This is a genomic window from Martinezella dioscoreae, from assembly GCF_009176305.1.
Taxonomy (GTDB): Bacteria; Pseudomonadota; Alphaproteobacteria; order Rhizobiales; family Rhizobiaceae; genus Rhizobium; species Rhizobium dioscoreae.
The window spans coordinates 833,089-858,909 of sequence record NZ_BLAJ01000001.1; the positions used below are offsets into that span (position 1 = coordinate 833,089).

General features: G+C 59.1%; 22 protein-coding genes. 12 read left to right on the forward strand and 10 right to left on the reverse strand.

The genetic code is table 11. From position 1 onward, the window contains the following. Positions 1-69: 69 nt before the first annotated feature. On the reverse strand, positions 70-1,173 hold the full coding sequence (locus GDN47_RS04080; RefSeq protein ID WP_113332877.1) for an ABC transporter substrate-binding protein: 1,104 nt from the start codon (positions 1,171-1,173) through the stop codon (positions 70-72). 188 nt (positions 1,174-1,361) lie between these two features. Next, positions 1,362-2,234 carry a MurR/RpiR family transcriptional regulator gene (locus tag GDN47_RS04085; protein ID WP_095435308.1) on the reverse strand — a complete coding sequence of 291 codons (873 nt, stop codon included), beginning with the start codon at positions 2,232-2,234 and terminating at the stop codon, positions 1,362-1,364. Positions 2,235-2,414: 180 nt separating this feature from the next. Between GDN47_RS04085 and GDN47_RS04090 the strand changes: the two genes are divergently transcribed. The 5 genes from GDN47_RS04090 (at position 2,415) to GDN47_RS04110 (ending at position 9,083) form a co-directional block, all read left to right on the forward strand. Then, the gene (locus GDN47_RS04090; RefSeq protein WP_095435307.1) at positions 2,415-3,182 is read left to right on the forward strand and encodes an N-formylglutamate amidohydrolase; all 768 of its coding nucleotides are present in this window, start codon (positions 2,415-2,417) and stop codon (positions 3,180-3,182) included. 126 nt (positions 3,183-3,308) lie between these two features. Further along, positions 3,309-4,880, forward strand: coding sequence for an amino acid permease (locus tag GDN47_RS04095; protein WP_113351940.1), 1,572 nt, complete (start codon positions 3,309-3,311; stop codon positions 4,878-4,880). A 148-nt stretch (positions 4,881-5,028) separates the two neighbouring features. Beyond that, entirely contained in the window at positions 5,029-6,399 is a 1,371-nt protein-coding gene (locus tag GDN47_RS04100) for a glutamine synthetase family protein (protein ID WP_113332879.1), read from the forward strand. Between the two features lie 153 nt (positions 6,400-6,552). Further along, the gene (locus GDN47_RS04105) at positions 6,553-7,938 is read left to right on the forward strand and encodes an aldehyde dehydrogenase family protein (protein ID WP_113351941.1); all 1,386 of its coding nucleotides are present in this window, start codon (positions 6,553-6,555) and stop codon (positions 7,936-7,938) included. Next, positions 7,935-9,083 carry an iron-containing alcohol dehydrogenase gene (locus tag GDN47_RS04110; RefSeq protein ID WP_152092645.1) on the forward strand — a complete coding sequence of 383 codons (1,149 nt, stop codon included), beginning with the start codon at positions 7,935-7,937 and terminating at the stop codon, positions 9,081-9,083. Before GDN47_RS04105 ends, GDN47_RS04110 begins: the two co-directional genes overlap by 4 nt. Before the next feature lie 118 nt (positions 9,084-9,201). Here GDN47_RS04110 and GDN47_RS04115 read toward each other — a convergent pair whose 3' ends face one another. Next, the gene (locus GDN47_RS04115; RefSeq protein WP_113351942.1) at positions 9,202-10,662 is read right to left on the reverse strand and encodes a L,D-transpeptidase; all 1,461 of its coding nucleotides are present in this window, start codon (positions 10,660-10,662) and stop codon (positions 9,202-9,204) included. 216 nt (positions 10,663-10,878) lie between these two features. Between GDN47_RS04115 and GDN47_RS04120 the strand changes: the two genes are divergently transcribed. From GDN47_RS04120 to GDN47_RS04130, 3 genes are all read left to right on the forward strand, one after another. Then, complete coding sequence (locus tag GDN47_RS04120; RefSeq protein ID WP_113351943.1) at positions 10,879-11,718, forward strand: DUF4432 family protein; 840 nt, start codon at positions 10,879-10,881, stop codon at positions 11,716-11,718. 72 nt (positions 11,719-11,790) lie between these two features. After that, a complete protein-coding gene (locus GDN47_RS04125) occupies positions 11,791-12,129 on the forward strand; it encodes a protein tyrosine phosphatase family protein (protein WP_113351944.1) in 339 nt (112 codons plus the stop codon). An 84-nt stretch (positions 12,130-12,213) separates the two neighbouring features. Beyond that, positions 12,214-12,558: a RidA family protein gene (locus GDN47_RS04130; protein WP_113332882.1), complete on the forward strand. Its 345-nt coding sequence runs from the start codon at positions 12,214-12,216 to the stop codon at positions 12,556-12,558. 40 nt (positions 12,559-12,598) lie between these two features. Here the strand turns inward: GDN47_RS04130 and GDN47_RS04135 are convergent, their stop codons facing one another. The 4 genes from GDN47_RS04135 to GDN47_RS04150 are packed head-to-tail and all read right to left on the reverse strand — an operon-like array spanning position 12,599 to position 17,386. Continuing rightward, complete coding sequence (locus GDN47_RS04135; protein WP_113351945.1) at positions 12,599-14,257, reverse strand: thiamine pyrophosphate-binding protein; 1,659 nt, start codon at positions 14,255-14,257, stop codon at positions 12,599-12,601. Further along, positions 14,254-15,456, reverse strand: a complete 1,203-nt coding sequence (gene caiB, locus GDN47_RS04140) for a succinate--glutarate CoA-transferase (RefSeq protein ID WP_113351946.1) — start codon at positions 15,454-15,456, stop codon at positions 14,254-14,256. Before caiB ends, GDN47_RS04135 begins: the two co-directional genes overlap by 4 nt. Positions 15,457-15,474: 18 nt before the next feature. Then, on the reverse strand, positions 15,475-16,434 hold the full coding sequence (locus tag GDN47_RS04145; RefSeq protein WP_113351947.1) for a DMT family transporter: 960 nt from the start codon (positions 16,432-16,434) through the stop codon (positions 15,475-15,477). Between the two features lie 19 nt (positions 16,435-16,453). Next, complete coding sequence (locus tag GDN47_RS04150; protein ID WP_113351948.1) at positions 16,454-17,386, reverse strand: alpha/beta hydrolase; 933 nt, start codon at positions 17,384-17,386, stop codon at positions 16,454-16,456. A 165-nt stretch (positions 17,387-17,551) separates the two neighbouring features. Here GDN47_RS04150 and GDN47_RS04155 point away from each other — a divergent pair, with 165 nt between their 5' ends. From GDN47_RS04155 to metF, 4 genes are all read left to right on the forward strand, one after another. After that, positions 17,552-18,298 carry a ribonuclease T2 family protein gene (locus GDN47_RS04155; RefSeq protein ID WP_113351949.1) on the forward strand — a complete coding sequence of 249 codons (747 nt, stop codon included), beginning with the start codon at positions 17,552-17,554 and terminating at the stop codon, positions 18,296-18,298. A 125-nt stretch (positions 18,299-18,423) separates the two neighbouring features. Continuing rightward, positions 18,424-20,073: an energy-dependent translational throttle protein EttA gene (gene ettA / locus GDN47_RS04160; RefSeq protein ID WP_069612556.1), complete on the forward strand. Its 1,650-nt coding sequence runs from the start codon at positions 18,424-18,426 to the stop codon at positions 20,071-20,073. A 193-nt stretch (positions 20,074-20,266) separates the two neighbouring features. Continuing rightward, entirely contained in the window at positions 20,267-21,292 is a 1,026-nt protein-coding gene (locus GDN47_RS04165) for an ArsR/SmtB family transcription factor (protein ID WP_113351950.1), read from the forward strand. Position 21,293: 1 nt separating this feature from the next. Beyond that, positions 21,294-22,196: a methylenetetrahydrofolate reductase [NAD(P)H] gene (metF, locus tag GDN47_RS04170; protein ID WP_113351951.1), complete on the forward strand. Its 903-nt coding sequence runs from the start codon at positions 21,294-21,296 to the stop codon at positions 22,194-22,196. Positions 22,197-22,609: 413 nt separating this feature from the next. Here the strand turns inward: metF and GDN47_RS04175 are convergent, their stop codons facing one another. The 3 genes from GDN47_RS04175 to GDN47_RS04185 all read right to left on the reverse strand — a co-directional run bounded on the left by GDN47_RS04175 (position 22,610) and on the right by GDN47_RS04185 (position 25,795). Then, the gene (locus tag GDN47_RS04175; protein WP_113351952.1) at positions 22,610-23,536 is read right to left on the reverse strand and encodes a DMT family transporter; all 927 of its coding nucleotides are present in this window, start codon (positions 23,534-23,536) and stop codon (positions 22,610-22,612) included. A gap of 143 nt (positions 23,537-23,679) precedes the next feature. Further along, positions 23,680-24,924 (reverse strand): lytic murein transglycosylase, encoded by a 1,245-nt coding sequence (locus GDN47_RS04180; RefSeq protein ID WP_069612552.1) that lies wholly within the window; start codon positions 24,922-24,924, stop codon positions 23,680-23,682. 79 nt (positions 24,925-25,003) lie between these two features. Further along, the gene (locus tag GDN47_RS04185) at positions 25,004-25,795 is read right to left on the reverse strand and encodes a glycoside hydrolase family 25 protein (protein ID WP_113230490.1); all 792 of its coding nucleotides are present in this window, start codon (positions 25,793-25,795) and stop codon (positions 25,004-25,006) included. Positions 25,796-25,821 lie beyond the last annotated feature (26 nt).

Genomic DNA, 25,821 nt, shown 5'->3' on the forward strand with positions numbered 1-25,821 from the left:
TGGCCCAATCCGCGGCGTCAAAAAACGGAAAACCTCCCCGCCGAAGCGGGGAGGCCAAGTCAGTTGTGATTACTGCACGTTCGAACCGACGACGGAATCCCACTTCGTGGTGATGGCGGTCTTGCCGGCATCCTGTTCTTCTAGCGTCGGGAAGACGGCCTTTTCATAGGCGGCAGCCGGCGGCAGCTTGTCGAGAAGTTCCTGCGGAACCTTCTTATTCTTCGCCAGGTCGTTGAAGCGGATCGGGTGGCAATAGCCCTTCAGCCAGCCGATCTGGCCTTCGTCGGAATAGAGGAATTCCATCCAGAGCTTGGCAGCGTTCGGATGCGGAGCGAAAGCCGAGATCGCCTGGACGTAGACACCAGCGATAACGCCGGAAGCCGGAACAGTGACGTCGACCGGCGGGTTGCCGTTCAGGCTGTCGCGCCAGGAGAGACCGTTGTAGTCCCAGGCGACGACGATCGGGGTTGCACCCTGAGCCAGCGAGGCGGACTTGCCGATGACCGGAACGAAGTTGCCGGCCTTGTTGAGCTTCGCGAAGTAATCGAGACCGGCGGCGCCGATCTTGGCGGCGTCCTTTTCGCCGGCTGCGAGGCCGGCGGCGTAGACGGCCTGAACTGCCTGGTTCGACGTGCGCGGGTCACCAGCGAGCGAAACGGTGTTGGCATATTCCGGCTTCAGGAGGTCAGCCCAGTCCTTCGGCGGGTTCTTCACGACGTCCTTATTGGTGACGAAAGAGAGAACACCGTAGTAGTCGCCGTACCAGTAGCCTTCGGCATCCTTGGCGCTGTCCGGAATGGAATCCCAGGTGGAAACCTTGTACGGCTGCAGCAGGCCTTCCTTCTTGGCCGTCGGGCCGAAAGAGAGACCGACGTCGATCACGTCGGGAGCCTGCGGGCCGGTGTTGCCCTTGTTGGCGCGGATTGCCTCGACTTCATCGCCCGAACCGGCATCCGGATTCAGTTCGTTGACTTCGATGCCGTATTTCGCCTTGAACGCAGCGATCAGGTCGCCATAACCGCACCAGTTGTGGGGCAGGGCGATCGTGGTCAGCGTGCCTTCCTTCTTAGCGGCAGCGATGAGATCGGCGCTCGGTTCTGCGGCCGCGATAGCCGTCGAAGCGACGAGCATCGCCGTAGAAATTGTCAGAAGACGATGAATTTTCGAGATCACTGCATTTCCTCCTTTTGGGTTTTCAGTGTCTGGCGTTGCTGTTAATGACGTTACATGAAGGTTGTGTGACGACTTCAAAGTGTTGCGTTTGCTGAAAACGCAGTCGATTTTTGCTTCTAATCGACAAGTATGACAGTCGCTGTATTTCACACCCTTCACGGACCGTTATTTTCTGTTTTCATTCCCCTTCAACTTAGCTTGCGAAACAGCTTGGTTTGCTCGAAAAGACCTTCCAGTGTCTTCATACGCTCGCTTGTCTCGTCCCATGTCGAGCTTTGTACAGCTTCGATCAGGGCTTCGACGATGAAGAGGGTGACAACCGATGAATCCCAGGCGGACGGCGCCTCGATCTGCACGCGGAACGTGTATTTCGCATGCTTGGCGGCGGGCGTTGCCCACTGGTCGGTGAAGACGATGATTTCCGCGCCACGCCGGCGGGCGGCGGCGGCCAGATTGACCATTTCCTGCTCGTAACGCCTGATATCGAATATGACGAGCAGATCGCCCGGATTCATGTTCAGGACATATTGCGGCCAGGTGCTGGAATTGGAGGAGAGCAGCGTCGTGTTGGGGCGGATGACCTGCATATGGGTGAAGAAATACTCGGCAAGCGCCCCTGTAATGCGCCCGCCCACGAAATAAAGGCCGCGTTTTCTTTCCGACAGCAGCGCGGCAACGCCATCGAAGGTCGCCACGTCGATATCCGACAGGGTCTGTCGCAGGTTGCCCATGATGGCGTCGGCGAAACGATTGAGGATATGCGTGCCTGGCGCGTTGGATGCCCAGCGATCGTGCTTCGTCAGGGGGTTGGAGATCGTTGCCTCGACTTCTTGATGAAGATGGGCCTGGAAGTCCGGATAGCCTTTGTATCCGAGTTTCTGCACCATGCGTGCGACTGTCGGGGTCGAAACCCGCGCATTCTCGGCGACGGTGGTAATGCTGCCCAACCCGGAAACGGGATAATTGTCGAGCAGGCTCTTGGCGAGCTGCTTTTCGGCGCGCGTCAGCGTGTCAAAGCGCGCATTGATTACGTCTGAAACTGTTTTCGACGCATTGTTCACTCGATTTTAGCTCCCCGGAACGGTCTGATGCCGCTTTCCTTGCAGGATATAACAACGCTGTCACATTTCGAGTCAATGTCACAAATGAAGAAATAATTTCAGTTTCCAGTTGACAGCGGCGAAAACCTGAAGAATTCTTTTCTTATAAACATTTTGTTAATCGGCAATGGGGCGTCTCCGATGCTCGCGCAGCAAGGTATTTTGACGAAGGCAGACGGCGATTGCGTTGCGGTCGAAAGACCGGACGGAAGCAGTGCGGTTTTGCTCGTCTGTGAGCATGCCTCCCGCGCGCTTCCAGAACGGTTCGGCGACCTCGGGCTTTCCGTTGAGGCGCTTTCCAGCCATATCGCGTGGGATCCGGGCGCACTCGCGGTTGCAAGGGGAATTTCCGCCGGCTTGAATGCCACCTTGGTTTTTCAGCGCTTCTCCCGGCTGATCTATGATTGCAACAGGCCCCCCGAAAGCGCCGGTGCCATGCCGGAGACGAGCGAGATCTATACGATCCCTGGAAATCAGCACTTGGGCGAGGCGGATAGAAAAGCGCGTACGGAAGGGCTCTACATCCCGTTTCACGATCGCATTCGGGCGCTCTTGAAGGAGCGGGCGGCGCGCGGACAAAAAACCGTGATCGTGACAATCCATAGCTTCACGCCGGTCTATAATGGCAAGCCGCGGGCAGTGGAGCTTGGCATTCTGCATGATGAAGACCGTTGGCTGGCCGATCGCATGCTTGATGCAGCAGCTGAGGCACCGCTCTATCAGACAGAGCGCAATCAGCCTTACGGTCCTCAAGACGGTGTCACCCATACGTTGAAGCTGCATGGGCTCGCCAATGGTCTGCATAACGTAATGATCGAGGTCCGCAACGACCTCATTCGAGATGACGTCGGTCAAGGGGTCATGGCCGATTATCTGACGGGGCTTCTCCAGAGCAGTCTGGAAGCCTGAGCATAAAAGAAAAAGACCCCGGGGAGCAGTTCAACTGCGATCGGGCCGCATGGCGAAATGTCAGCGGTCAATGTGACACATGGTTCTCCGCAATCCCGCGGACGACCGGGCTTTAGGGGGAATGGCATGGCTGATTATACAGAGTCAGACAAGAAGCAGGATGTCCAGATCCTGCACTCCATGGGCTACGCTCAGGAGTTGGAACGGCGGATGAGTTCATTCTCGAATTTCGCCGTGTCCTTCTCGATCATCTGCATTCTATCCGGCGGCATCAATTCGCTGGCTCAAGCGACATCGGGTGCGGGCGGTGCCGCTATTGGTATCGGCTGGCCTGTCGGCTGCTTCATATCGCTCGTCTTCGCTGTGGCGATGGCCCAGATCAGTTCGGCCTATCCGACGGCCGGCGGTCTCTACCACTGGGGCTCGATCCTCGGCAATCGCTTCACCGGCTGGCTGACGGCCTGGTTCAACCTGCTCGGCCTCGTCACCGTCCTCGGCGCCATCAATGTCGGCACCTATTACTTCTTCGTCGGCGCATTCGGCGGCTACTTCAACATGACCGACACCACGCTGGTGCGCATCGTGTTCCTGGTGGTCATCACAGGTCTGCAGGCGCTGGTCAATCACATGGGTATCGGCTTGACGGCGAAGCTGACCGACTTCTCCGGTTATCTGATCTTCGCAACCTCGATCCTTCTGGCGGCTGTTTGCCTGATCGCTGCGCCGTCCTATGATTTTGCGCGGCTTTTCACCTTCACCAACTATTCCGGTCTGGCGACGATTGCTGCCGACGGCTCGGCAACCGGTGCCCCGGTCTGGCCGCAGGTTTCGACTTTCTGGGTCTTCGCGCTCGGCCTTCTGCTGCCGATCTACACGATCACCGGTTATGATGCCTCGGCCCATACGTCGGAAGAGACAGTGAAAGCCGCCCATTCCGTTCCGCGCGGCATGGTGTCGTCGGTTCTGTGGTCGGCGCTCTTCGGCTACATCATGCTTTGCTCGTTTGTGCTGATGCTGCCGAATATGGACGATGCCGCCAAGCAGGGCTGGAACGTGTTCTTCTGGGCAATGGACGCACAGGTCAATCCCATCGTGAAGGACATTCTCTATCTGCTGATCTTCATCAGCCAGTGGCTGTGCGGTCTCGCAACGGTAACCTCGGTTTCGCGCATGATCTTCGCCTTCTCGCGTGACGGCGGTCTGCCGGGATCCAAGGCTCTGTCTCGGGTCAGCCCGAAATACCGCACGCCGGTTTCGGCGATCTGGACTGGGTCGATCCTTTCCGTCCTGTTCGTCTGGGGGTCGTCGCTGGTATCGATCGGCGATACGCCGGTTTACACCATCGTCGTCTCGTGCACCGTCATCTTCCTGTTCTTCTCCTTTGCGATCCCGATCACGCTCGGCCTTTTCGCATGGGGTACGACGAAGTGGGACAAGATGGGCCCTTGGAACCTCGGGGAAGGTCTGTTCAAGCTATTTGCCGTGCTGTCGATCATCGCGATGATCATCATCTTCGTTCTCGGCATTCAGCCGCCGAACGACTGGGCGGGCATTATCACCGTCGGCTTCCTGGTTCTGACGGCCATCGTCTGGTTCGGCTTCGAGCGCCGTCGCTTCAAGGGCCCGCCGATCGGCGATGCCATTGCCAAGCGCAAGGCTGAGATCGCGGCAGCGGAAGCCGCCGTCGGCGAGACGTAAGCGAAGTCTAATCTTTGCGAGCAATGGGGTCGCAGACCTGCGACCCTTTTCACCGGTAGCGACACGGCGGCACGCGCGCGGATTATCCCGCAAGGCGGTATCGTTCGGCAGGCCGACGTTTCAATTCATTGTTCAGGCGGACCAAATTATGAGCAGCAGCTATACGTTCGACGACCTCAAGCGAGATGTGGCCGAAGGGCTCATCGATACGGTTCTGGCATGTCAGGTCGACATGCAGGGCCGGTTGATGGGCAAACGCTTCCAGGCGGAATTCTTCATCGAGAGCGCCTGGAAGGAAACGCATAGCTGCAATTATCTGCAGGCGACCGACATCGAGATGGAGACCGTCTCCGGCTACAAGTCGACGAGCTGGGAGAAGGGTTATGGCGACTATACCATGAAGCCAGACCTTGCCACGCTGCGCCGCATTCCTTGGCTGGAAGGCACGGCGCTCGTCCTTTGCGATGTGCTTGACCATCATACACATGAGGAAGTTGCGCATTCTCCGCGCGCCATTCTGAAGAAGCAGGTGAAGCGATTGGAAGCCATGGGGCTCAAGGCCTACATGGCTTCGGAGCTCGAATTCTTCCTGTTCGACCAGAGCTATGACAGCGCGCGCGAAGCTGGCTATCGCAACATGAAGCTCGCCAGCGGCTATAACGAGGACTACCACATCTTCCAGACCACCAAGGAGGAAGAAGTGATGCGGGCGATCCGCACCGGCCTTCAGGGCGCGGGCATCCCAGTGGAGAATTCGAAGGGCGAGGCTTCGGCGGGGCAAGAGGAAATCAACGTCCGTTACGCCGACGCGCTTGATATGGCCGACCGCCATGCCATCATCAAGAACGGCTGCAAGGAGATCGCCTGGTCGAAGGGCAAGGCAATCACCTTCCTCGCGAAGTGGAATTACGGTGCCGCCGGAAGCTCCTCGCACATCCATCAATCCCTCTGGAGCCTCGACGGAAAGAGCCCGAAGTTCTTCGAAGAAGGCGGCAAATACGGCATGTCGCCGATGATGAAGCACTATGTCGCCGGGCTTCTGACCCATGCCAGCGAGATCACCTATTTCCTGGCGCCCTATATCAATTCCTACAAGCGCTTCATGGCCGGCACCTTCGCGCCGACCAAGGCGATCTGGAGCAAGGATAACCGTACCGCCGGTTACCGCCTGTGCGGCGAGGATACGAAATCGATCCGCATCGAATGCCGTGTCGGGGGCTCGGACCTCAATCCTTACCTGGCTTTTGCGGCTCTGATCGCAGCCGGTATCGATGGTATCGAAAACAAGCTTGAACTCGAGGCGCCGTTTGTCGGCGACGCCTATGGCGCGCGCGAAGTTCGCGAGATACCGCGCACGCTGCGCGATGCCACGACTGCCTTGACGACGTCGAAGATGCTGCGTGCCGCCTTCGGGGATGATGTCATCGATCACTACACCCGCGCTGCCGAATGGGAGCAGGAGGAATACGATCGTCGTGTGACCGATTGGGAAGTGGCGCGCGGATTCGAAAGAGCGTAAGGCTTTTGCGATCTGCCTCCTGCCCGATTTTCATTTTATGATCGGGCAGGGCGCTGGGATGTTTTGTCTGTCCGCCGTTTCTCTTTTGAATGCGGCCCTGCTTGCACAACATCCGGGCAATCAACGGATGACCAAGAAAACAGGAATTCGATCATGACCATGATCACATGCGTCTCTCCGGTGAACGGAGAGGTTTATGCCGAGCGTCCGGCACTGTCGCTGGAAGCTGGCAAGGACGTCGTGGCACGCGCCCGCAAGGCGCAGAAGGATTGGGCGCGTAGTCCGCTGGAGGATCGTGTCCAGCTCGTGCTGAAGGGTGTGGCTCGGCTCAATGAGATGGCCGATGTCGTCGTGCCGGAGCTTGCCTGGCAGATGGGCCGTCCGATCAAGTATGGCGGCGAATATCGCGGCTTCAACGAGCGCTCGAACTATGTAGCCTCGATCGCCGCCGACGCACTGGCACCCTTGGTCGTCGAGGATAGTGCCAATTTCGCCCGCCGCATCGAGCGCGAACCGCATGGCGTGGTCTTTGTCATCGCGCCCTGGAATTATCCCTACATGACGGCCATCAACACGGTCGCCCCGGCGCTAATGGCCGGCAATACCGTCATTCTCAAGCACGCAAGCCAGACACTGCTCGTTGGCGAGCGGCTGGTGCAGGCTTTCGTCGAGGCCGGCGTTCCCACCGATGTCTTCCAGAATGTCTTCCTGGATCATGAAACCACCTCGGCGCTGATTGCCGCCGGCAGCTTCAACTTCGTCAATTTCACCGGCTCCGTCGAAGGCGGCCGGTCGATCGAGCGTGCGGCCGCCGGCACCTTTACCAGCCTTGGCCTCGAGCTTGGCGGCAAGGATCCGGGCTATGTCATGGAAGACGCCGATCTGGACGCCGCCGTCGACACGCTGATGGATGGCGCGACCTATAATTCCGGCCAGTGCTGCTGCGGCATCGAGCGCATCTACGTGCATGAATCGCTCTACGACAATTTTGTCGAGAAGTCGGTTGCCTGGGTTTCGAACTATAAGCTCGGCAATCCGCTGGATCCTGAGACGTCGCTCGGGCCGATGGCGCATAAGCGCTTTGCCAAGGTCGTGCGTGAGCAGATCGCCGATGCGGTTGCCAAGGGCGCCGAGGCGCTGGTCGATCCGAAGCTGTTCCCGGCCGATGACGGCGGCGCCTATCTTGCGCCGCAGGTCCTCGTCAATGTCGATCATTCCATGGCCTTCATGCGCGAAGAAACCTTCGGTCCAGCGGTCGGCATCATGAAGGTGAAGAGCGATGCGGAAGCGCTGGAACTGATGAACGACAGTCCCTACGGTCTGACGGCTTCGCTCTGGACCAAGGATGTCGAGCGCGCCTCACGTATCGGCCGCGAAATCGAAACCGGCACCGTCTTCATGAACCGCGCCGATTATCTCGATCCGGCTCTGTGCTGGACCGGCGTCAAGGAAACCGGCCGCGGCGGCTCGCTGTCGATCATCGGCTTCCACAATCTGACGCGCCCGAAATCCTATCATCTGAAGAAAGTAACAGCATGAGCACTATCTCAGCCAATTGGAGCTATCCGAACGCCTTCAAGCTCGGTCGTGGCCGTATCAAGGAGCTCGCGGACGCCTGCAAGAGCCTGGGCATGAAGAAGCCTCTCCTGATCACCGACCGGGGACTTGCCTCGATGGCGATCACGGCGACGGCCTTGGATATTCTGGAGGATGCAGGTCTCGGTCGCGCCATCTTCGCTGACGTCGATCCGAATCCGAACGAGAAAAATCTCGAAGCTGGCGTGAAAGCGTTTAAGGACGGCGGCCATGATGGCGTCGTCGCCTTCGGCGGCGGCTCCGGCCTCGATCTCGGCAAGTGCGTCGCCTTCATGGTCGGCCAGAGCCGGCCGGTCTGGGATTTCGAAGATATCGGCGACTGGTGGACCCGCGCCAGCGTCGAAGGTATCGCGCCGATCGTCGCCGTACCGACGACCGCCGGCACCGGTTCGGAAGTCGGCCGCGCCAGCGTCATCACCAATTCCGCGACGCATGTGAAGAAGATCATCTTCCATCCGAAATTCCTGCCCGGCGTCGTCATTGCCGATCCGGAGCTGACCGTCGGCATGCCGAGGATCATCACCGCCGGTACTGGCATGGATGCCTTTGCGCATTGCCTGGAAGCCTATTCCTCACCCTTCTACCATCCGATGTCGGCCGGCATCGCGCTGGAAGGCATGCGCCTGGTCAAGGAATTCCTGCCGCGCGCCTATCGTGAGGGAACAGATCTCGAAGCCCGGGCCAACATGATGAGTGCTGCCGCCATGGGCGCCGTCGCCTTCCAGAAGGGGCTCGGCGCCATCCACGCGTTGTCGCATCCGATTGGCGCCGTCTACAACACGCATCACGGCATGACCAATGCTGTCGTCATGCCAGCTGTCCTGCGCTTCAACCGCAAAGCCATCGAAGAAAAGATTGCGCGCGCCGCCGCCTATCTTGGCATTTCGGGTGGTTTCGACGGCTTCTATGATTATGTGCTGAAGCTACGCTCGGAACTCGGCGTGCCGGAAAGCCTCTCGGCTATGGGCATTGCACCTGACCGGATCGACGAACTCTCCGCCATGGCAATCGAAGATCCGAGTGCCGGCGGCAATCCGGTGCCGATGACGCTCGAAAACACGAAGGCTTTGTTCCGCGACTGCTTCTGATACGCCGCCGAACTACCTGACGCGCCGGATGAAAAATAGCGGTGCGTTTGATATTTCAAGACAAAGAAAAAGCCGCCGAGTTTTCCCGGCGGCTTTTTTGTGTAAGCATGTCTGGCAATCAGTCTACGAATTCGACGACGACGCCGGGCTTGACCATTTTCGCGAGCTCAGTCGCATCCCAATTGGTGAGACGGACACAGCCGTGGCTCTGCGACTTGCCGATCCGCGAGGGATCCGGCGTGCCGTGGATGCCATAGGTCGGTTTCGACAGGGCCATCCAGACCGTACCGACCGGGCCGTTCGGGCCAGGCGGAATGTTCAGAACCTTGTCGTTGGCGCCCTGCTGGAAGTTGATCTTTGGATTGTAGGTATAGCCAGGATTGAAGGCGACGCGCTCGACTGTGACAGTGCCTGACGGCGAGGGCGTGTCTGCGGAACCAATGCTGGCCGGGTAGGCTGCGATCAGCGTGCCGTTGGCATCATAGGCGAAAACCTGCTTGCGGCCCTTATCAGCCAGGATCTTGGCAACTGTGCCGGTCTTGCCGGGGCCTGTATTGACGACCTTGATGATGCTGCCGGGCACGGTGAAATCGACGCCGGGGTTGAGCGCCTTCAGGTAGCCTTCATCCATATGAAAGCGCTCCGCCAGCATTTCGGTCGTCGACGTGTAGCCGAGGGAAGGCATCTGGGACTTCGCGGCATAGTCCTCAGGGATCGAAGCGACGTAGGGGCCTGCGGCGTCGGCAGCGGTGATCGTATAGTTGACGATCGGCATGCCGCCGGACATGCGCAGCTGTTCGAGGATCGCGTCGGTATTGTTGGGGTCGAGCGTTTGCCCGGTCATCTGCTGATAGGCATAGATCGCCTTGGTGACGTTTGCGCCCATGCGGCCGTCGATCGCACCAGGCGAAATACCCTGCCGCGCGAGGAAGACCTCCAGCGCGGTAATCTCCATCTTCGACTTGCCCTTGAGCGTGATGACGGGTTCGGCCGGTGGTGGCTTGTTGACGATATCAGGTGCGCCCTGTTGCGGATCGATTGACGCGTAATCACTGCCGTTCTGGTTCGCCTGGCCCCGGTTCTGGCCTGGTAAGGGCTGATTGTCGAGCGGCTGGCGCTGGATATCGCTGTCACGCGGAATGCCGCCGGTGATCACGCTACGATCCTGCTGACCGTAACCATTATCGGGAGCGCCGTCGTAATTTCCGTAGCTGTCGGTACGATACTGACGATAGTCCTGGTAGTTGCCGTTGTTGGAAAGCTGCGTATCGCCATAGCGGCTGCCGTTATCAGCGTAGCTGTCGCGAGCGGGCGCGCGGGGATAATAGGTGCTGGCCTTCATCTCCGTGGCGACGATATTGCCATAGGCATCGATCAGAACCCGGCGGCCGCGTCCGTCGCGCGCCATGGAATATCCACCACCATAAGGATACTGATCAAGAATCCGACCGTCGGGAGTGACGAGAACCGTGTTGCCGTTGCTGCTGCGATAATATTGCGCCTGCGCATCGGTGAGGGCGAGCGCAGATACAGCGGCAGTCGTTGCCAGGGCAAAACTCAATTTTACGAACCGGTTCACGTCTGTCGAATCCTCGGGATAGTCGTTCGGCTGACACACACATGGCAATTTTGACGCCAGTATGGAGATTTAGATTATCATGCTGAATAAAATATAAAAATTTATGTGATCAAGGCTTCAAGTTAAGATTTGGTAAGCCAAATAACCGTTTATTTCAGTCGCGCGCCACCTTGGGACAGCACCTGCGCTCGGCGCCGATCAGGGAGGATTTTAGGGATGATGGATTTTTCTGCGGCCAAGGGGCCGAAATTGACGCTGGACGAGGGTTCTGTGCTGGATATCGGCGCCTGCATCGTCGAGGGCAACAATCTCGCGCCCGGAAGTGCCGTTCCCGACGATGGCGATCCGCGTATCAGTCATTCCGTGGAAGGCTTCCTCTTCACCTGCGGGCCGGATCATATCCGCCATCCAGAGCCGATGTCCGGCGCCTATGAAGGCAAGCGCTATCCGCTGCATGGTTCCTTCTCGTCTCATCCAGCCAAAATTCTCTGGACCAAATTCGAGAATGGTAACGCGGAATGCCGCGCCGATATCGATGTCATCACAGCCGAACGCCGCACCGCAAGGCTGGAACGTCTTTGGCGGATCGATGGCGCAACCGGCGAAGTCTCGCTTGCCGACCGCATCGTCAATACGAGTACCGAGGCGATGCCGGTCTTTTTGATGTACCATATGAATATCGGCGGCAAATGGTTCGATAGCGGCACGCGCCTTGCCGGACAGATGCTGGAGAATGGCGGCTTTCCCTGGACCTTCGGCGAAGAGGGCGGTGATATCTTCTGCGTGCCGGCGCAGGAAAAGGGCGAGGATTGGGCAGAGATCAGCCTCGGACCCATCGCGGCCATTGGTGGGAAGACTCTGAGGGTGCGGTTCGGAACGGACACGCTGCCGTTTCTGCAGGTCTGGCGCAATCAGCGCGCGCCTGCCCATGTGCTTGGCATCGAGCCGGTTTCGCATCGGTGGGTCTCTCGCGAGGAGCTCGAGGAAGCAGGCGAATTCAATATTCTCCAGCCCGGCGAAGCCCGCAATTTCATGCTCAATTTTGCCTTCGTTTGAGAGCGCCCCGCGGTTGACGCTTGGCCTGTGGCGGCGTAGATCAAGGCCACAGTTTTAGAGAGGACATGAACCATGGATATCCGCCCGATCGACGATGAATACTCGGTATCCGGCCAGATTACCGTTGAGGATCTCGACCAGATCAAGGCTCTGGGGTTCAAGTCCATCGTTTGCCATCGCCCCGATGGCGAAAGCCCGGATCAGACGTCGTTCGGCGTCATCGAGGCCCGTGCCAAGGAACTCGGCCTGGAGATTACCCATGTACCCGTCGGCCCGATGGGCGTGACCGAAGAGGCCGTGCAGGGCATGGTCGATGCGCTGGACGAGTTTCCGCGCCCGATGCTTGGCTACTGCCGCTCGGGCGCACGCTCGACGGCGATCTATCAGAAGACGCATCACATTCGCGGCTGAACGGGTCCTTCCCCGGCCTTTTGATTGAGGGCAGACCCTGGGTCATGCCTTTTACCTATCGAAGAACAACACCAGGAGAAAACCATGAGCATCAAGCGCATCGACGTTGGCGCCCGCATGAGCGGCGCTGTCATCCATGGCAACACCGTCTATCTCGCCGGTCAGGTTGGTGAAGGCGAAAGCGTCACCGATCAGTGCAAGTCGGCACTCGCCGAAGTCGACCGCCTGCTGGGTGCTGCCGGCACCAACAAGTCGAAGATCCTGCAGACGCTCATCTACCTCTCCGACATTTCCTACTTCGCCGAAATGAACGCCGCCTGGGAAGCATGGGTCGATCCGGCCAACACGCCGGCCCGTGCGACCAGCGAAGCTAAGCTCGCAGCGCCGAAGTACAAGGTCGAATTCATCGTAACGGCAGCACTCGACTAAGTCGGGCCGGCGTATTTTTGAAAGGCCGGTGGGCTCGCGCTCATCGGCCTTTTGTTTGCGCAATTTCCGTCAGGGTGCGGGAGGGCGTGATCGCTTCCGGGTCGAGCGCGATCTCGATGATGGCCGGTTTGCCGCTGGCGCGCGCCCGCTCGAAGGCCGGGCCAAACTCTTCCGTCGCTTTCACCGTCTCGCCGTGGCCGCCATAGGCGCGGGCAAGGGCCGCGAAATCAGGATTGTCGAGTGTCGTGGCGCTGACACGGCCGGGATATTCCCGCTCTTGATGCATGCGGATGGTGCCGTACATGCCATTATTGATGACCAGGGCGATCAGTGGGAGGCCGTATTGAACGGCGGTCGCAAATTCCTGGCCATGCATCATGAAACAGCCGTCGCCGGCAAAGCAGATCACTTCGCGCTCGGGAAAGAGCTGTTTCGCGGCAACCGCAGCCGGCAGGCCATAGCCCATCGAGCCGGAGGTAGGCGCTGCCTGCGTGTTGAAACGGCGGAAGCGATGGAAGCGGTGCAGCCAGGTCGCGTAGTTGCCGGCACCGTTGGTGAAGATCGCATCATCGGCCGTATTTGCTTCGATCCAGTCCATGATGCGGCCCATATGGACGGCGCCGGGGCACTGTTGCGGTGTCTTTGACCAGGCAAGATAGGCCGCGTGCATGTGTTCCGTACGCTCGGCCCATGGTGTCGCGGTTGGCGCATCGAGCTCCGCGAGAGCCTCAACGAAATCCGCCGGGCTGGCACAGATCGCCAGGTCCGGACGATAGACGCGGCCAAGTTCCGAGGGATCGGCATGGACGTGGACAAGCTGCTGGCGCGGGTAGGGGATATCGACCAGTGTGTAGCCGGAGGACGGCATTTCGGAGAGGCGGCCGCCGAGAAGAATCAGTAGGTCCGCTTCCTTGATTTCCCTTGCCAGCGCTGGATTGATGCCGATGCCGACATCCCCGGCATAATTGGGATGCAGATGATCGAACAGCATCTGCCGCCGGAAGGAGCAACCGACCGGCAGTTTGAAACGCTCCGCGAATTGCTTGATGCCGGCAACCGCTTCCTCGTTCCAGCGCGTGCCGCCGAGAATGACCATCGGTCGCTGCGCAGTCGCAAGGCGCTGGCGGAGATCGGCAAGCTGGTGGCGGCCCGGATGAGCGGCAACAGGGGCATAGGGCAGCGCTTGCGGCGCGTCGACCTCATCGCGCAGCATGTCCTCGGGCAGGGTCAGCACCACGGGACCGGGGCGACCCGATGTTGCTACAGCGAAGGCGCGGGTGACGAATTCCGGGATGCGGGCGGCATCGTCGATCTCTCCGACCCATTTGGCGAATTCGGTAAAGGCCCTGCGAAACTCCACCTCCTGAAAGGCTTCGCGTTCGCGGGCATCACGCTGGACCTGACCGATGAACAGGATCATCGGGATCGAATCCTGCCGTGCAATATGAAGGCCGGCGGAGGCGTTTGTGGCACCTGGGCCGCGGGTGACCATGCAGATGCCGGGTTCGCCGGTCAATTGGCCCCAAGTATCCGCCATCATTGCCGCGCCGCCCTCCTGGCGGCAAACGAGCACCTTGATATCGCTGTCATGCAGGGCATCGAGCACGGCGAGAAAGCTCTCGCCCGGTACGCAGGAAATGCGCTGCACGCCATTGGCCTTCAAAGCCTCGACGATGAGTTGCCCGCCCGTTCGCTTCATGTCCCCGCCTTTCCCTCCAGTTCGGCCAATTCAGCCAGAACTTCCTCCTGATGTTCGCCGAGGCGCGGGCTTGGCCGCGTATAGACCAACGGCGTTTCCGACAGCACGATCGGCGTGCGCACGCTCGGAATGACGGTGCCGGCGCTATCCTCCAGATCGATCCTCAGGCCGCGTGCCACAATCTGCGGATCGGCGAACATGTCCTCGATCGTATTGATGGCACCGGCCGGAACGGCGTTGGCCGCGCAGGCTTTCAGCAGCTCCGCCTTGTTCCACTTCAGCGTCTCCGCCGAGATGAAAACCCGAACCTCGTTGCGGTTGGCAACGCGGGCCTTGTTCGTCGCATAGCGCTCGTCGTTGGCATGGGTTTCCACTCCGAGAATGGCGCACAGGCGCCGGAACTGTCCATCATTGCCGACAGCAAGGATGAGATAGCCATCGGCGGTGGGCACGACTTCATAGGGTGAGATATTCGGATGAGCGTTGCCGAGCCGTACGGGCGGCTTGCCGGAGATCAGATAGTTCATGTTCTGGTTGGCGAGCACGGCCGATTGCACATCGAGCAGCGCCATGTCGATGAGTTGTCCTTCCCCTGTCTTCAGAGCGTGGATCAGGGCGGCTTCGATTGCCGAGACGGCATAGATGCCGGTAAAGATATCCGCGATCGCAACACCGGCTTTCATCGGCTGTCCGTCCGGTTCGCCTGTGATCGACATGAAGCCGGACATGCCCTGGACGATATAGTCATAGCCGGCGAGACTGGCATAGGGTCCGGTCTGGCCGAAGCCGGTAATCGAACAATAGACGATCCGGGGATTGATCTTCTTCAGGCTTTCATAATCCAGCCCGTACTTTACCAAGCCGCCGAGCTTGAAATTCTCGATCACCACATCCGCCGTCTTCACCAGCCGGCGTACCAGCTCTTGGCCTTCCTGGGTCTTGAGATCGGCGATTACCGAGCGCTTGCCGCGATTGGCGGAGTGATAATAGGCAGCGGAGAGATTTTCGCCATCCTTGCCCTCGACGAAGGGCGGCCCCCATTGGCGGGTGTCGTCGCCGCCGTCGGGATTTTCCACCTTGATGACATCGGCGCCGAGATCGGCCAGCATCTGCCCCGCCCAGGGACCGGCAAGCACGCGGGCAAGCTCAATGACACGAATACCGGAAAGGGGAGGTTTCTTGGTTTTCTGGTCTGTCATGTCTGTCCGCTCTCCCGCTTAGGGCGTGAATGCTGTTTCAGATGTATCGGATACGGGTTTGGAAGCAAAGCGCCGCTCGCGCCAGAGAATATAAAGCCCCGAGCCGATGATGATGAGGATGCCGAGCCATTTGATCGCATCCGGGAAATTGTCGAAGACGAGCCAGCCGAAGATCGTTGCCGAAACGATCTCGAAATACTGCAGCGGCGCGAGCGTCGAAGCTTGTACTGCGCGATAGGCATAGACTGTTAGGATGCCGGAGGCGGCCGCAGTCGCGCCGACGCCGAGCAAATAGAGCATTGCTGTCAGATCTGGAATAACCGGATAAAGGATTACAGATCCCGTCGCCTTGCCGATGCCAAGCAAGATCAGACTGAAGCCTATACCCCATAGTCCCGTTTGGAACTGCAGCGGCCACGCATCTTCGGTGTGGGAGACGACGCGCGTGATCATCACATAAACCGCAACGCAGAGTGCCGTGACGACGGGCAGCAGGGCAACGAAACCGACTTCCTGAAAGCTCGGCTGGATGATCAGCATGGCACCAAGAAAGCCGACTGCGCAGGCCGTGTAACGACGCCAGCCAATGGTTTCCTTGAGGAATATACTGCTGAGGATGGTGAGCATCATCGGCTCGACGAAAAAGATGGCAATGGCATCGGCCACTTCCATGACTTGCAGCGCGGTCACGAACGAGACCATGGACAGCGTTAAAAGGGCGGCGCGGATCGCGTGCACGCCGCTATGGCGCCACGACCATACGCCCCACTGTCCGCGCAAGGCCATCATGGGCAGGGCAAAGAGCGACTGAAAGATGAAGCGTGCAGCGGTGACTTCCGCCGGCGGAATGGTGGTTGCCGCGAGTTTGGAGAAGATATCCATGACCGGCGAGAGGACGACGGATAAAAACATCATCGACAGGCCGAAGGTCAGCTCAGATTGCTGCAATCGGACCGAGGAGCCGCTGGGGGTGTTCATTGCAGAATTTCCTTGAGAATCAGGTCTTTGCTACCGCCGTTCTGCACCAGTCGGCAAAGCGGGAGATAGCTTCCTCGGCACCGATTTCGTTAAGCGTCTCGTGCCGCATGTCGGGATAGATCTCGGTGGTGATACGAGAGAAGCCGGCTTTTTTCAAATGCTTTGCCAGCCAGGAAATCGCTTTCGCATTGTCGGTTGCCGGATCCTTGCCGCCGCCGACGAGATGAATCGGCATATCGCGGCGGAGACGATCGAGATGCGCCTTCTGTGGTGCGCGGAAGGTAAGTTCGAACAGGTCGAGCCAGAGCGAGACCGAGGCATCGAAGCCGCAAAGCGGATCAGCGATATATTTGTCCACCTGCCCAGGAATACGCGAGAGCCAGTCGAAATCCGTGCGACGGTTGCTGATCGATTTACCCCAGGTGCCGAAGGTCAGTTTCGGCAGCGGCCCGCTCGGGACGTCCGATCCCTTGAACATGCGCTCCGTTTTCAAGATGAGCTGGGCGGCGCGGCCGGCGAGTCCCGGATTAAAATTGGAATTCCAGACGGTGACCGCATCGAACTTGTCCGAATGCGTGACGACGGTGTTCAGGCTGATCAATCCACCCATGGAATGCCCGAAAAGGATGATCGGCAGGCCGGGATGGGTACTTGCGGCAAGCTCGCGCATGGCGAGCACATCGGTGATCACCTGTTCGACACCATTTCTCCGGGCAAAGCGGCCGATCGGCGCGTCAGGGGCGGTGGTCTCGCCATGGCCGCGATGATCGTGGGCATAGACATGGAAGCCTTGGCCCGCCATCGCATCGGCAAAGGCCCCGTATCGGCGGGAATGCTCGGCAAGACCGTGCGATATCAGCAGGACGCCGCGAGCATCGGTTGCCGCCGGCAAATGATGGTAGGCAAGGGTAGCGCCCGTCGGACTTTTCAGGCGCTTCGTCTCGGCGAACATATATTCGTTCCTCCCCAGTTGGACGAAAGGTTATCATCCGCCCGATTGCAATGGATAGGTAGTAAAGCTCACAGAAATAAATCTTTCCGAGCGCTGCGATTCAGGATTGCGCCCGCTCGCTCAAACTGCTTATTTGTTCCTATAATGTTCTAGTTGGAGGTACGCATGAAGCAGTGGCTTCGGGTATTTACGGTTGTGCTCGTTTCGGTCGGGGCGGCGGCAAGCGCTATGGCGCAGGAGCATAGCCGTGGACGGACGCGCTTTATCCTGGCGGCAAGCTGGGAGCCGGCATTTTGTCAGACGAACCAGAAGAAGGCGGAATGCCGAAACCAGTCGTCGAACAATCATGACGCGACGAATTTCTCCCTGCATGGTCTCTGGCCGATGCGGCAGGAATATTGCGATGTTTCCGAGGATCTGAAACAGGCGGATCGTGGCCGTGACTGGAAGGACCTGCCGGCGGTACAGCTTTCCCAAGACGTGAAGGTAAAGCTTGACAAGGTAATGCCGGGCACACAGTCGGGCCTGGAAAGGCATGAATGGATCAAGCACGGCACCTGCACGAAGCTGAGTGCGGATCAATATTTCTCCATCGCCGCTGGCCTGATCGCCGAGCTCAATACATCTGCTGTGCGCGATCTCTTCGCGCAAAATATCGGCAAGGAGCTGGATGCCGAGAGCATCAAGGCTGCTTTTGACCAGAGTTTCGGCGAGGGCGCCAATGCCCGCATCAAGATGAGCTGCCGCCGTGTTGGCGATGTCAGGATGATTTCAGAGCTGACCATCGGCCTCTCGGAGGATGCGATCGATCCGCAACAAGGCAGTGAGCTGCGGCTCGCCAAACTGATCCAAGGTGCCGGCAGCACCTCCTTCGGCTGCGACCGGGGCGTGGTGGACGCGGCCGGCTTCTGAGAAAATACGGCTTTTCTGACGCGGATAATGCCCTCGGACGAGGTTTCGCCGTTGCCCGAGGGCAGGGTTTCCCCTACATAGCGGCACAACTCGCAACGCTATTCGTCCGTGGAGCAACCCAAGCTATGGCACGTCAGTTCATTTATCATATGGCCGGTCTGAATAAGTCCTATGGCGCCAAGAAAATTCTCGAGAATATCCATCTCTCCTTCTACCCCGATGCCAAGATCGGTATTCTCGGTCCGAACGGTGCAGGTAAGTCGACCGTGCTACGCATCATGGCCGGCCTCGACAAGGAATATACCGGCGAAGCCTGGCTCGCGGAAGGCGCCACCATCGGCTATCTGCCGCAGGAGCCGCAGCTCGATCCCAACAAGACGGTTTTCGAAAACGTCATGGAAGGCGTTGCCAAGAAAACCGAAATCCTCAATCGCTACAACGAATTGATGATGAACTATTCCGACGAGACGGCGGAAGAGGGCGCTAAGCTCCAGGACATCATCGACAGCCAGAACCTCTGGGATCTGGAAAGCCAGGTGGAAATGGCGATGGACGCATTGCGCTGCCCGCCGCGCGATGCCGAAGTCACCAGCCTTTCCGGCGGTGAGCGCCGCCGTATCGCACTTTGCCGCCTGCTTCTCTCGCAGCCGGACCTGCTGCTGCTCGACGAACCGACCAACCATCTCGACGCTGAGACCATTGCCTGGCTGGAAAAGCACCTGCGCGACTATCCGGGTGCAGTGATGATGATCACCCACGACCGCTACTTCCTCGACAATGTTACCGGCTGGATTCTCGAACTCGACCGCGGCCGCGGCATTCCATACGAAGGCAACTACTCCGCCTATCTGCAGGCCAAGGCCAAGCGCATGCTGCAGGAAGCCCGCGAAGAAGCTGGCCGCCAGAAGGCGATCAGCCGCGAACAGGAATGGATCGCCTCCAGCCCCAAGGCCCGTCAGGCCAAGTCCAAGGCGCGTATCAACGCTTACGAACAGCTGGTCGATGCTGCTGAAAATCAGCGTCCCGGTGATGCGCAGATCATCATTCCGGTCAGCGAGCGTCTCGGCCAGGTGGTGATCGAGATGGAGGGCATCACCAAGGGCTTCGAAGGCCGTACGCTGATCAACGATCTGTCGATCAAGCTGCCGCCCGGCGGCATCGTCGGCATCATCGGCCCGAACGGCGCCGGCAAGACGACCCTGTTCAAGATGATCACCGGCCAGGAAAAGCCGGATTCCGGCTCGATCCGCATCGGCGAGACGGTGCATCTCAGCTATGTCGACCAGAGCCGCGACGCGCTTGATGGCAATAAGACGGTATGGGAGGAAATCTCCGGCGGCGCCGAAATCATCAAGCTCGGCAAGTTCGACATGAACTCGCGCGCCTATTGCGGCGCCTTTAACTTCAAGGGCGGCGACCAGCAGCAGAAGGTCGGCAGTCTCTCTGGCGGCCAGCGCAACCGCGTGCACCTGGCCAAGATGCTGAAGTCCGGCGGCAACGTGCTTCTGCTCGACGAACCGACCAACGACCTCGATACGGAAACGCTGGGGGCGCTGGAAAGCGCGCTCGAAAACTTCGCCGGCTGCGCGATCATCATCAGCCACGATCGCATGTTCCTCGACCGCCTGGCCACGCATATCCTAGCCTTTGAAGGTGACGGCCATGTCGAATGGTTCGAAGGCAATTTCGAAGATTACGAACAGGACAAGGTCCGCCGCCTCGGTCCCGATGCTCTCAATCCGGGCAGCCAAGCACACAAGCGCCTGACACGATAAGTTTGCTGTCTTTCCGTCATGGGGAACCCCGGCACGTCCGGGGTTTTTCTTTGCCTTGGGATAGGGCGCAGATATTCCCCAGCCGACAAAAACTAACAGATTTCCGACGCCCGGCCGGCGTCTTCGGTGATTAGCCCTTGCAGAGTTCATTCAAATCACATAAAGATATCTTTATATCTTGATTGGGTGCGAAATGACGGATCTGGTTAAACTCGGCTTGGATGACGTAGTAGACGTGCTGAAGGCGGTCGGCGAGCCGACTAGGCTGCGTCTTCTGGCGCTTCTCGCTGCCGGCGATCTCACGGTGACTGATCTTACCGAAATACTTGGCCAGTCGCAGCCGCGCATTTCCCGGCATTTGAAGCTGCTCGGTGAAGCCGGTCTGATTGATCGTTATCAGGAAGGCGCCTGGGCTTACTTCCGGCTGAAGCAGGAGGGCAAGGCCGTGACGCTGGCCCGCAGCCTGCTGCGCCATACCGCCGAAAAGGATACGGTGCTGCTGCGTGACGGGGAACGTCTCGCCTCCGTAAAGCGTGTTCGCGCCGAGCGCGCCCAGGCCTATTTCAGCCGGAATGCCGCCGAGTGGGATGAGTTGCGTCGCCTCCATGTCGCCGACGAGGATGTCGACAAGGCGCTGATCGATCTCATCGGTCCGCAGCCGATCGACTCCTTCCTCGATCTCGGCACGGGTACGGGCCGGATGCTGCAGCTCCTGGCCGGCCACTATCGCCGCGCCGTCGGCATCGATGCCAGCCGGGACATGCTGGCCGTTGCCCGCGCCAATCTCGACCGGGCCAATATCACCGCCGCCTCGGTGCGGCATGGCGATATTTTCAACCTGCCGCTCGAGCAGCAGGATTTCGATCTCATTACCATCCATCAGGTGCTGCACTTCCTTGATCAGCCGGAGGTTGCCATTAATGAGGCGGCGCGAATGCTGCGGCCCGGCGGCCGGCTTGTCATCATCGACCTCGCGCCGCACGGGCTTGAATATCTGCGTGACGAGCATGCGCATCTGCGTCTCGGCTTCTCGCATCAGACCATGTCGGATTGGCTGAAACTGGCGGGGCTGGATGTGGAGCGCGTGCAGGATCTTCATTCGGGGAGGGAAGGCGGTCAAGCGCTGACCGTGACCATCTGGCTGGCGCGCGACCCGCGGTTGCTGATTGCGTCCGACCAGGGCCACCAGTCATCCCCCATCTTTGCCGGGAGAGTATGATATGTCTTCGAGCTCAGAAAGCCATAACGCGGGTATCCGCATCTCCTTTGAGTTCTTTCCTCCGAAGTCGGAGGAGGCCGAGCAGCAGCTGTGGAACACCGTCGAGGAGCTCAGCGATTGGGACGTTGAGTTTGTTTCGGTTACGTATGGGGCAGGCGGTTCGACCAAAGCGCCGACGCTTTCTGCCGTGCGTAAGATGATCCATGAGACGCCGTTCACGACCGCATCGCATCTGACCTGCGTCGGTGCCACGCGTGAGGACACGCATCGGGTGATCGACGAGTTTCTGGCTACCGGCGTTCGCCGTTTCGTCGCGCTGCGCGGCGATCCGCCGGGTGGTGTCGGCGCGGCCTATCAGCCTCATCCGGGCGGCTATGCCAATGCTGCGGAACTGGTGCAGGCTTTGCGCGAGCGCGGCGATTTTGATATTTCCGTCTCTGCCTATCCTGAAAAGCATCCGGAAAGCCGCGATACGGCAGCCGATATCGATATGCTGAAGCGCAAGGCGGACAATGGTGCCGACCGGGCCCTGACGCAGTTCTTCTTCGATAATGATGCCTTCGAGCGTTATCACGATCGCGTTCGCGCCGCCGGCATCAAGATTCCCGTTGTGCCGGGCATCATGCCGATCCAGAACCTGACGCAACTCAAGCGCTTCGCCGGCGCCTGCGGCACGAATATTCCGACCTGGCTGGACGAGCGTTTTGATGGTTTGGACGAGGATGTCGAGGAGCGCGCCAAGGTCGCAGCTGATGTCGCCGCCGAGCAGATCCAGGATCTGGTGCGCCGTGGTATTCACGAGTTTCATCTTTATACAATGAACCGTTCGGCACTGGTTTCCGCCGTGCTTGAACGGCTGGGCCTTGAGCGCAAGGTGGATGCGCGGGCCGGGGCGGCCGCCTAAAGTACGTCGCGCGAACTCATGAAAAAGCGCATGTCCGGCGGGGCATGCGCTTTTCTAATGAAACAGAGGTTTTGTTAGCTTTTCGGAGTTTGGTCGTTTGCGTATTTCGCCGAAGCCGTCAGATGAAGAGCATCGTCACGACGAAAGCGAAGGCCGCACCGACCACTAGGACGTTGATGGATCGCGTTAATCCCATGTCTTCCTCCTCAGTCAGCCGTTAAATTTTATGTCGAAAATGTGTTGCTTGGAAAGAACATTCGATGCTGCGACGCGGTATCGAATTCGCGGTGTGATTCACGAGCTTTCGGCAACATTTTGATATTGCGTCATAAATGTCGATTGCTGGCTCGATGACGGGCTGTGAATAAATATTAATATGTTGTGACTGCGGACCATCTGAATGGAGCAGGAGATCATATTTCCCGCGTTTTGACGCCGCGTTTCATCCACATGAAAAGCCGCCCATCGAGGACGAGCAGACCTGCGGCGATGAGCAGCATGCCAGCGATTTCGGTCGGCCCCATTCGCTCGCCGAGAAAGAGGAAGCCGAGCAATAACGCGCTCGGCGGCACGAGCAGAGTGACGAGGGAGGTGTTGGTGGCGCCTGCAAGTTCGATGATGCGAAAATAGAGGATGTAGGCGAAAGCAGTCGACAGCAGCGCCAGGCCGAGAATGGCTGCAATTGCCGTCATCGGCGGGGTGGCGAGCGCCCAAGGCTGGTCGATCATCAGCGCAACCGGCAGCATGATGAGCGAGGAACCTGTCAACTGGCCCGCTGCCACAACCGGCGGCGCGATGCCCTTGAAGCGTTTGGCATAAATCGCTGCGAATCCGTAGGAGATTGCTGCCAAGATCGGCAATATGAGTGCCCAGAAGGGTACCGAGCCGCCGCTGGTAACGCTCGGTCCGAGCAACACGATCGTTCCGAGAAGGCCGGTGAGGCAGCCGACTAGCTTGGCCGATGTCAGGCGCTCATCCGTTGTCAGTTGATTGCCGATCAACACGGTCCACATCGGCGTCGTCGCGTTCATGATGGATGCGAGCCCGGCACCCATTTGCGTCTGGCCGCAGAAGATCAGCGTATGCGGTATCGCATTGTTGATTAAGCCCAGCAGCAAAAATTGCGGCCAATAGCGGCGCAGGGACTGATAGATGTTGAGGCGACCAGCCAGATAGAGATGCAATGCCACGGCTGCCAGCGAAAGGCGCAGAAAGACGAGCGTGAAGGGCGGCACATGATGAACGGCGATACGAGCGAAGAAGAACGAACCACCCCAGATCAATCCGAGCAATAGCAGCAGGCCCCAGGTCGAGGCGTTCATTCGATGTTGGCCGTTCATGGCATTCTCCTCTTTCGATGCATCTAAACCGGAAGAGTGCGGGTTCTCCACCCGTTTCTTGCTATTTTGCTCATGGGCGTGAGGGGAGCAGATACAAAAAAGGCGGCCTGGAGCCGCCTTTTTCGATCGATATATGGAGGAAATCAGAGTGCGTTGAGCAGTGCTGTCGTTGCCCAGCCATCGGCCGGCATACCCAGGCGGAACTGTTCCTTCTGGATCGCGACACGCGTGCCGGAGCCGAGGATGCCATCAATCTTGCCGACGTCGTAGCCGCGGGCCACGAGCTTAGTCTGAAGCGCCTTCATGTCTACATCGTTCAGGCCCGGCTCGGGATTGCCCTTGTTATAGGGCGGGGCGCCGGCAAAGCGCGTCGCGAAATAGGCGGCCGAGGTCGTGTAGATAAACGACTGGTTCCAGCCGAGATAGGTATTGTAGTTCGGATAGGTCAGGAAGGCAGGCCCCTTGCGACCCTGTGGCAGGATGAGAGCAGCCGGCAGGGAGCCGAAGCTCGTATTGCCGTCGCGGGGGGTGACGCCGAGCTTGAACCAATCGCCCGCGGTCAGCGGGCCGCCGATGCCGGATTTTTCCCAGGGAAGATTGTCCGGAACCGTCACCTCCTGCAGCCAGGGCTGACCGCGCTGGAAGCCGAGATGCTGGAGGAATCGCGCTGTCGTCAGAATGACGTCAGGTGCGCTGGTCTTGAGGTTGACATGGCCGTCGCCATCGCCATCCGTGCCATAAGCGATGATATCGGGCGGCAGCATTTGTGTCTGGCCGATTTCGCCGGCCCACGCACCCGTCGTCGTTGCCGGGTCGACATCGCCGCGCTGGACGAGCTCGATCAGCGCGATCAGGCGCGGGCGGAAGAAGTCCGGCCGGCGGCAATCATGCGAGAGAGTGACCAGCGCGTTGCGGGTGTTGAAATTGCCCTGGACGGCGCCGAAATCGGTTTCCATCGCCCAGAAGGCGGTGATGACGCCGGGAGGCACGCCATAGTCCTGTTCGGCCTTGGCGAAGACGTCGGCATATTGCTTCATCTTCTGGCGGCCGATGTCGAGGCGACCCTGGCTGACGGTGCGCTGGGAGAATTCGAGGAAGGTTTGACGGAAGACGCCCTGGCTGCGGTCCATTGCAAGAACCTTCTGGTCGATCTGGGCGCCGGCGAGCGTCTTGTCGGCGGCTGCAGCATCCGCGCCATCCGCAATCGCTTCGGCCTTTACGCCGGCCAGAAATGTCGTGAGATCGCCGCCGCAGGCTACTTTTGGAGTGGCATCGCTACTCGCGGGCGGCACTGTTGCAGGAGCCGCGCTTTGAGCCAATGCCGTACCGGTCATGGCTGAGGCGAAGAGCAACGCGAGAGCGCCGCGTCGAATGGTGTGACGATCCATGAGCGATCCTTCCTAGTGATAGAATAGGGTCGCTTTCACAGAAGATTGTGACATAAGCAAGAGTGAAATGGGCTCAGTATTAAGAATTTCCCTGCTTCTCTACTGCGGCCACCCAGTTTTGCCAGTTCTGCTCAGAACCGCCGAAAACATTGATGTCTGTCGGGCCTTTGATCCCCGGAATGACCCCCGTAGATGTGTATTGCCAGAAAGCCCAGTTGCGACCTGCGTAAGTCTCTTTCGGATGCTTGGCGACGGATCGGACCCAGAAATGATAGTCCTGGAAATAGCCGACTAGATTTTCACGATGGAAGTCGACCGAAGTATAGATGATCGGGCGCTTGCCGTAATAGGCCTGCAGGCGATCCATAAAGCGCTTGATCTCGCTACGTACCGTCTCGGGAGCTGGTCTGGTCTTGCAGGTGGGGGAGCCAGGATTCCATTCGACGTCGACGACGGGCGGAAGCGCCATGGCATCCTTCGGCACGTTGCGGATGAACCAATCGGCCTGCTCATCGGCCGTCGAGCAGAAATAGAAGAAATGATAGGGTGCATGCAGAAGTCCCGCGGCGCTCGCTTCATTCCAATATTCGGTGAAGCGAGGGTCGATCCGGTCCTTGCCCTCCGTCGCCTTGATGAAGACGAAGGCGACACCGGAGCCCTTAACCGCTTTCCAATCGATATCGCCCTGCCACTTGGAAATATCGATGCCATGGATGGGATGGCGCTGCGGGTGATCGCGGCCGAAATCCTGTGGCTTCGTATCGGCGAACCTGGTCTTGGGGAGAGCCGCCGTCGACAGGGCGTCGTAGCCCGTCGTGCAGCCGGTCAAGGCAAGAGCGAGCGGCAGTAGGCATGCCAGAAGCCGGCGCATAGATATCCTGTTATGGCGCGAGTGAT

Bases quoted from the DNA above. Each gene is read 5' to 3' on its own strand.
- GDN47_RS04090 (WP_095435307.1), top strand. From the start codon at position 2,415: ATGCTCGCGCAGCAAGGTATTTTGACGAAGGCAGACGGCGATTGCGTT.
- GDN47_RS04095 (WP_113351940.1), top strand. From the start codon at position 3,309: ATGGCTGATTATACAGAGTCAGACAAGAAGCAGGATGTCCAGATCCTG.
- GDN47_RS04100 (WP_113332879.1), top strand. From the start codon at position 5,029: ATGAGCAGCAGCTATACGTTCGACGACCTCAAGCGAGATGTGGCCGAA.
- GDN47_RS04105 (WP_113351941.1), top strand. From the start codon at position 6,553: ATGACCATGATCACATGCGTCTCTCCGGTGAACGGAGAGGTTTATGCC.
- GDN47_RS04110 (WP_152092645.1), top strand. From the start codon at position 7,935: ATGAGCACTATCTCAGCCAATTGGAGCTATCCGAACGCCTTCAAGCTC.
- GDN47_RS04120 (WP_113351943.1), top strand. From the start codon at position 10,879: ATGATGGATTTTTCTGCGGCCAAGGGGCCGAAATTGACGCTGGACGAG.
- GDN47_RS04125 (WP_113351944.1), top strand. From the start codon at position 11,791: ATGGATATCCGCCCGATCGACGATGAATACTCGGTATCCGGCCAGATT.
- GDN47_RS04130 (WP_113332882.1), top strand. From the start codon at position 12,214: ATGAGCATCAAGCGCATCGACGTTGGCGCCCGCATGAGCGGCGCTGTC.
- GDN47_RS04135 (WP_113351945.1), bottom strand. From the start codon at position 14,257: ATGAAGCGAACGGGCGGGCAACTCATCGTCGAGGCTTTGAAGGCCAAT.
- caiB (WP_113351946.1), bottom strand. From the start codon at position 15,456: ATGACAGACCAGAAAACCAAGAAACCTCCCCTTTCCGGTATTCGTGTC.
- GDN47_RS04145 (WP_113351947.1), bottom strand. From the start codon at position 16,434: ATGAACACCCCCAGCGGCTCCTCGGTCCGATTGCAGCAATCTGAGCTG.
- GDN47_RS04150 (WP_113351948.1), bottom strand. From the start codon at position 17,386: ATGTTCGCCGAGACGAAGCGCCTGAAAAGTCCGACGGGCGCTACCCTT.
- GDN47_RS04155 (WP_113351949.1), top strand. From the start codon at position 17,552: ATGAAGCAGTGGCTTCGGGTATTTACGGTTGTGCTCGTTTCGGTCGGG.
- ettA (WP_069612556.1), top strand. From the start codon at position 18,424: ATGGCACGTCAGTTCATTTATCATATGGCCGGTCTGAATAAGTCCTAT.
- GDN47_RS04165 (WP_113351950.1), top strand. From the start codon at position 20,267: ATGACGGATCTGGTTAAACTCGGCTTGGATGACGTAGTAGACGTGCTG.
- metF (WP_113351951.1), top strand. From the start codon at position 21,294: ATGTCTTCGAGCTCAGAAAGCCATAACGCGGGTATCCGCATCTCCTTT.
- GDN47_RS04175 (WP_113351952.1), bottom strand. From the start codon at position 23,536: ATGAACGGCCAACATCGAATGAACGCCTCGACCTGGGGCCTGCTGCTA.
- GDN47_RS04180 (WP_069612552.1), bottom strand. From the start codon at position 24,924: ATGGATCGTCACACCATTCGACGCGGCGCTCTCGCGTTGCTCTTCGCC.
- GDN47_RS04185 (WP_113230490.1), bottom strand. From the start codon at position 25,795: ATGCGCCGGCTTCTGGCATGCCTACTGCCGCTCGCTCTTGCCTTGACC.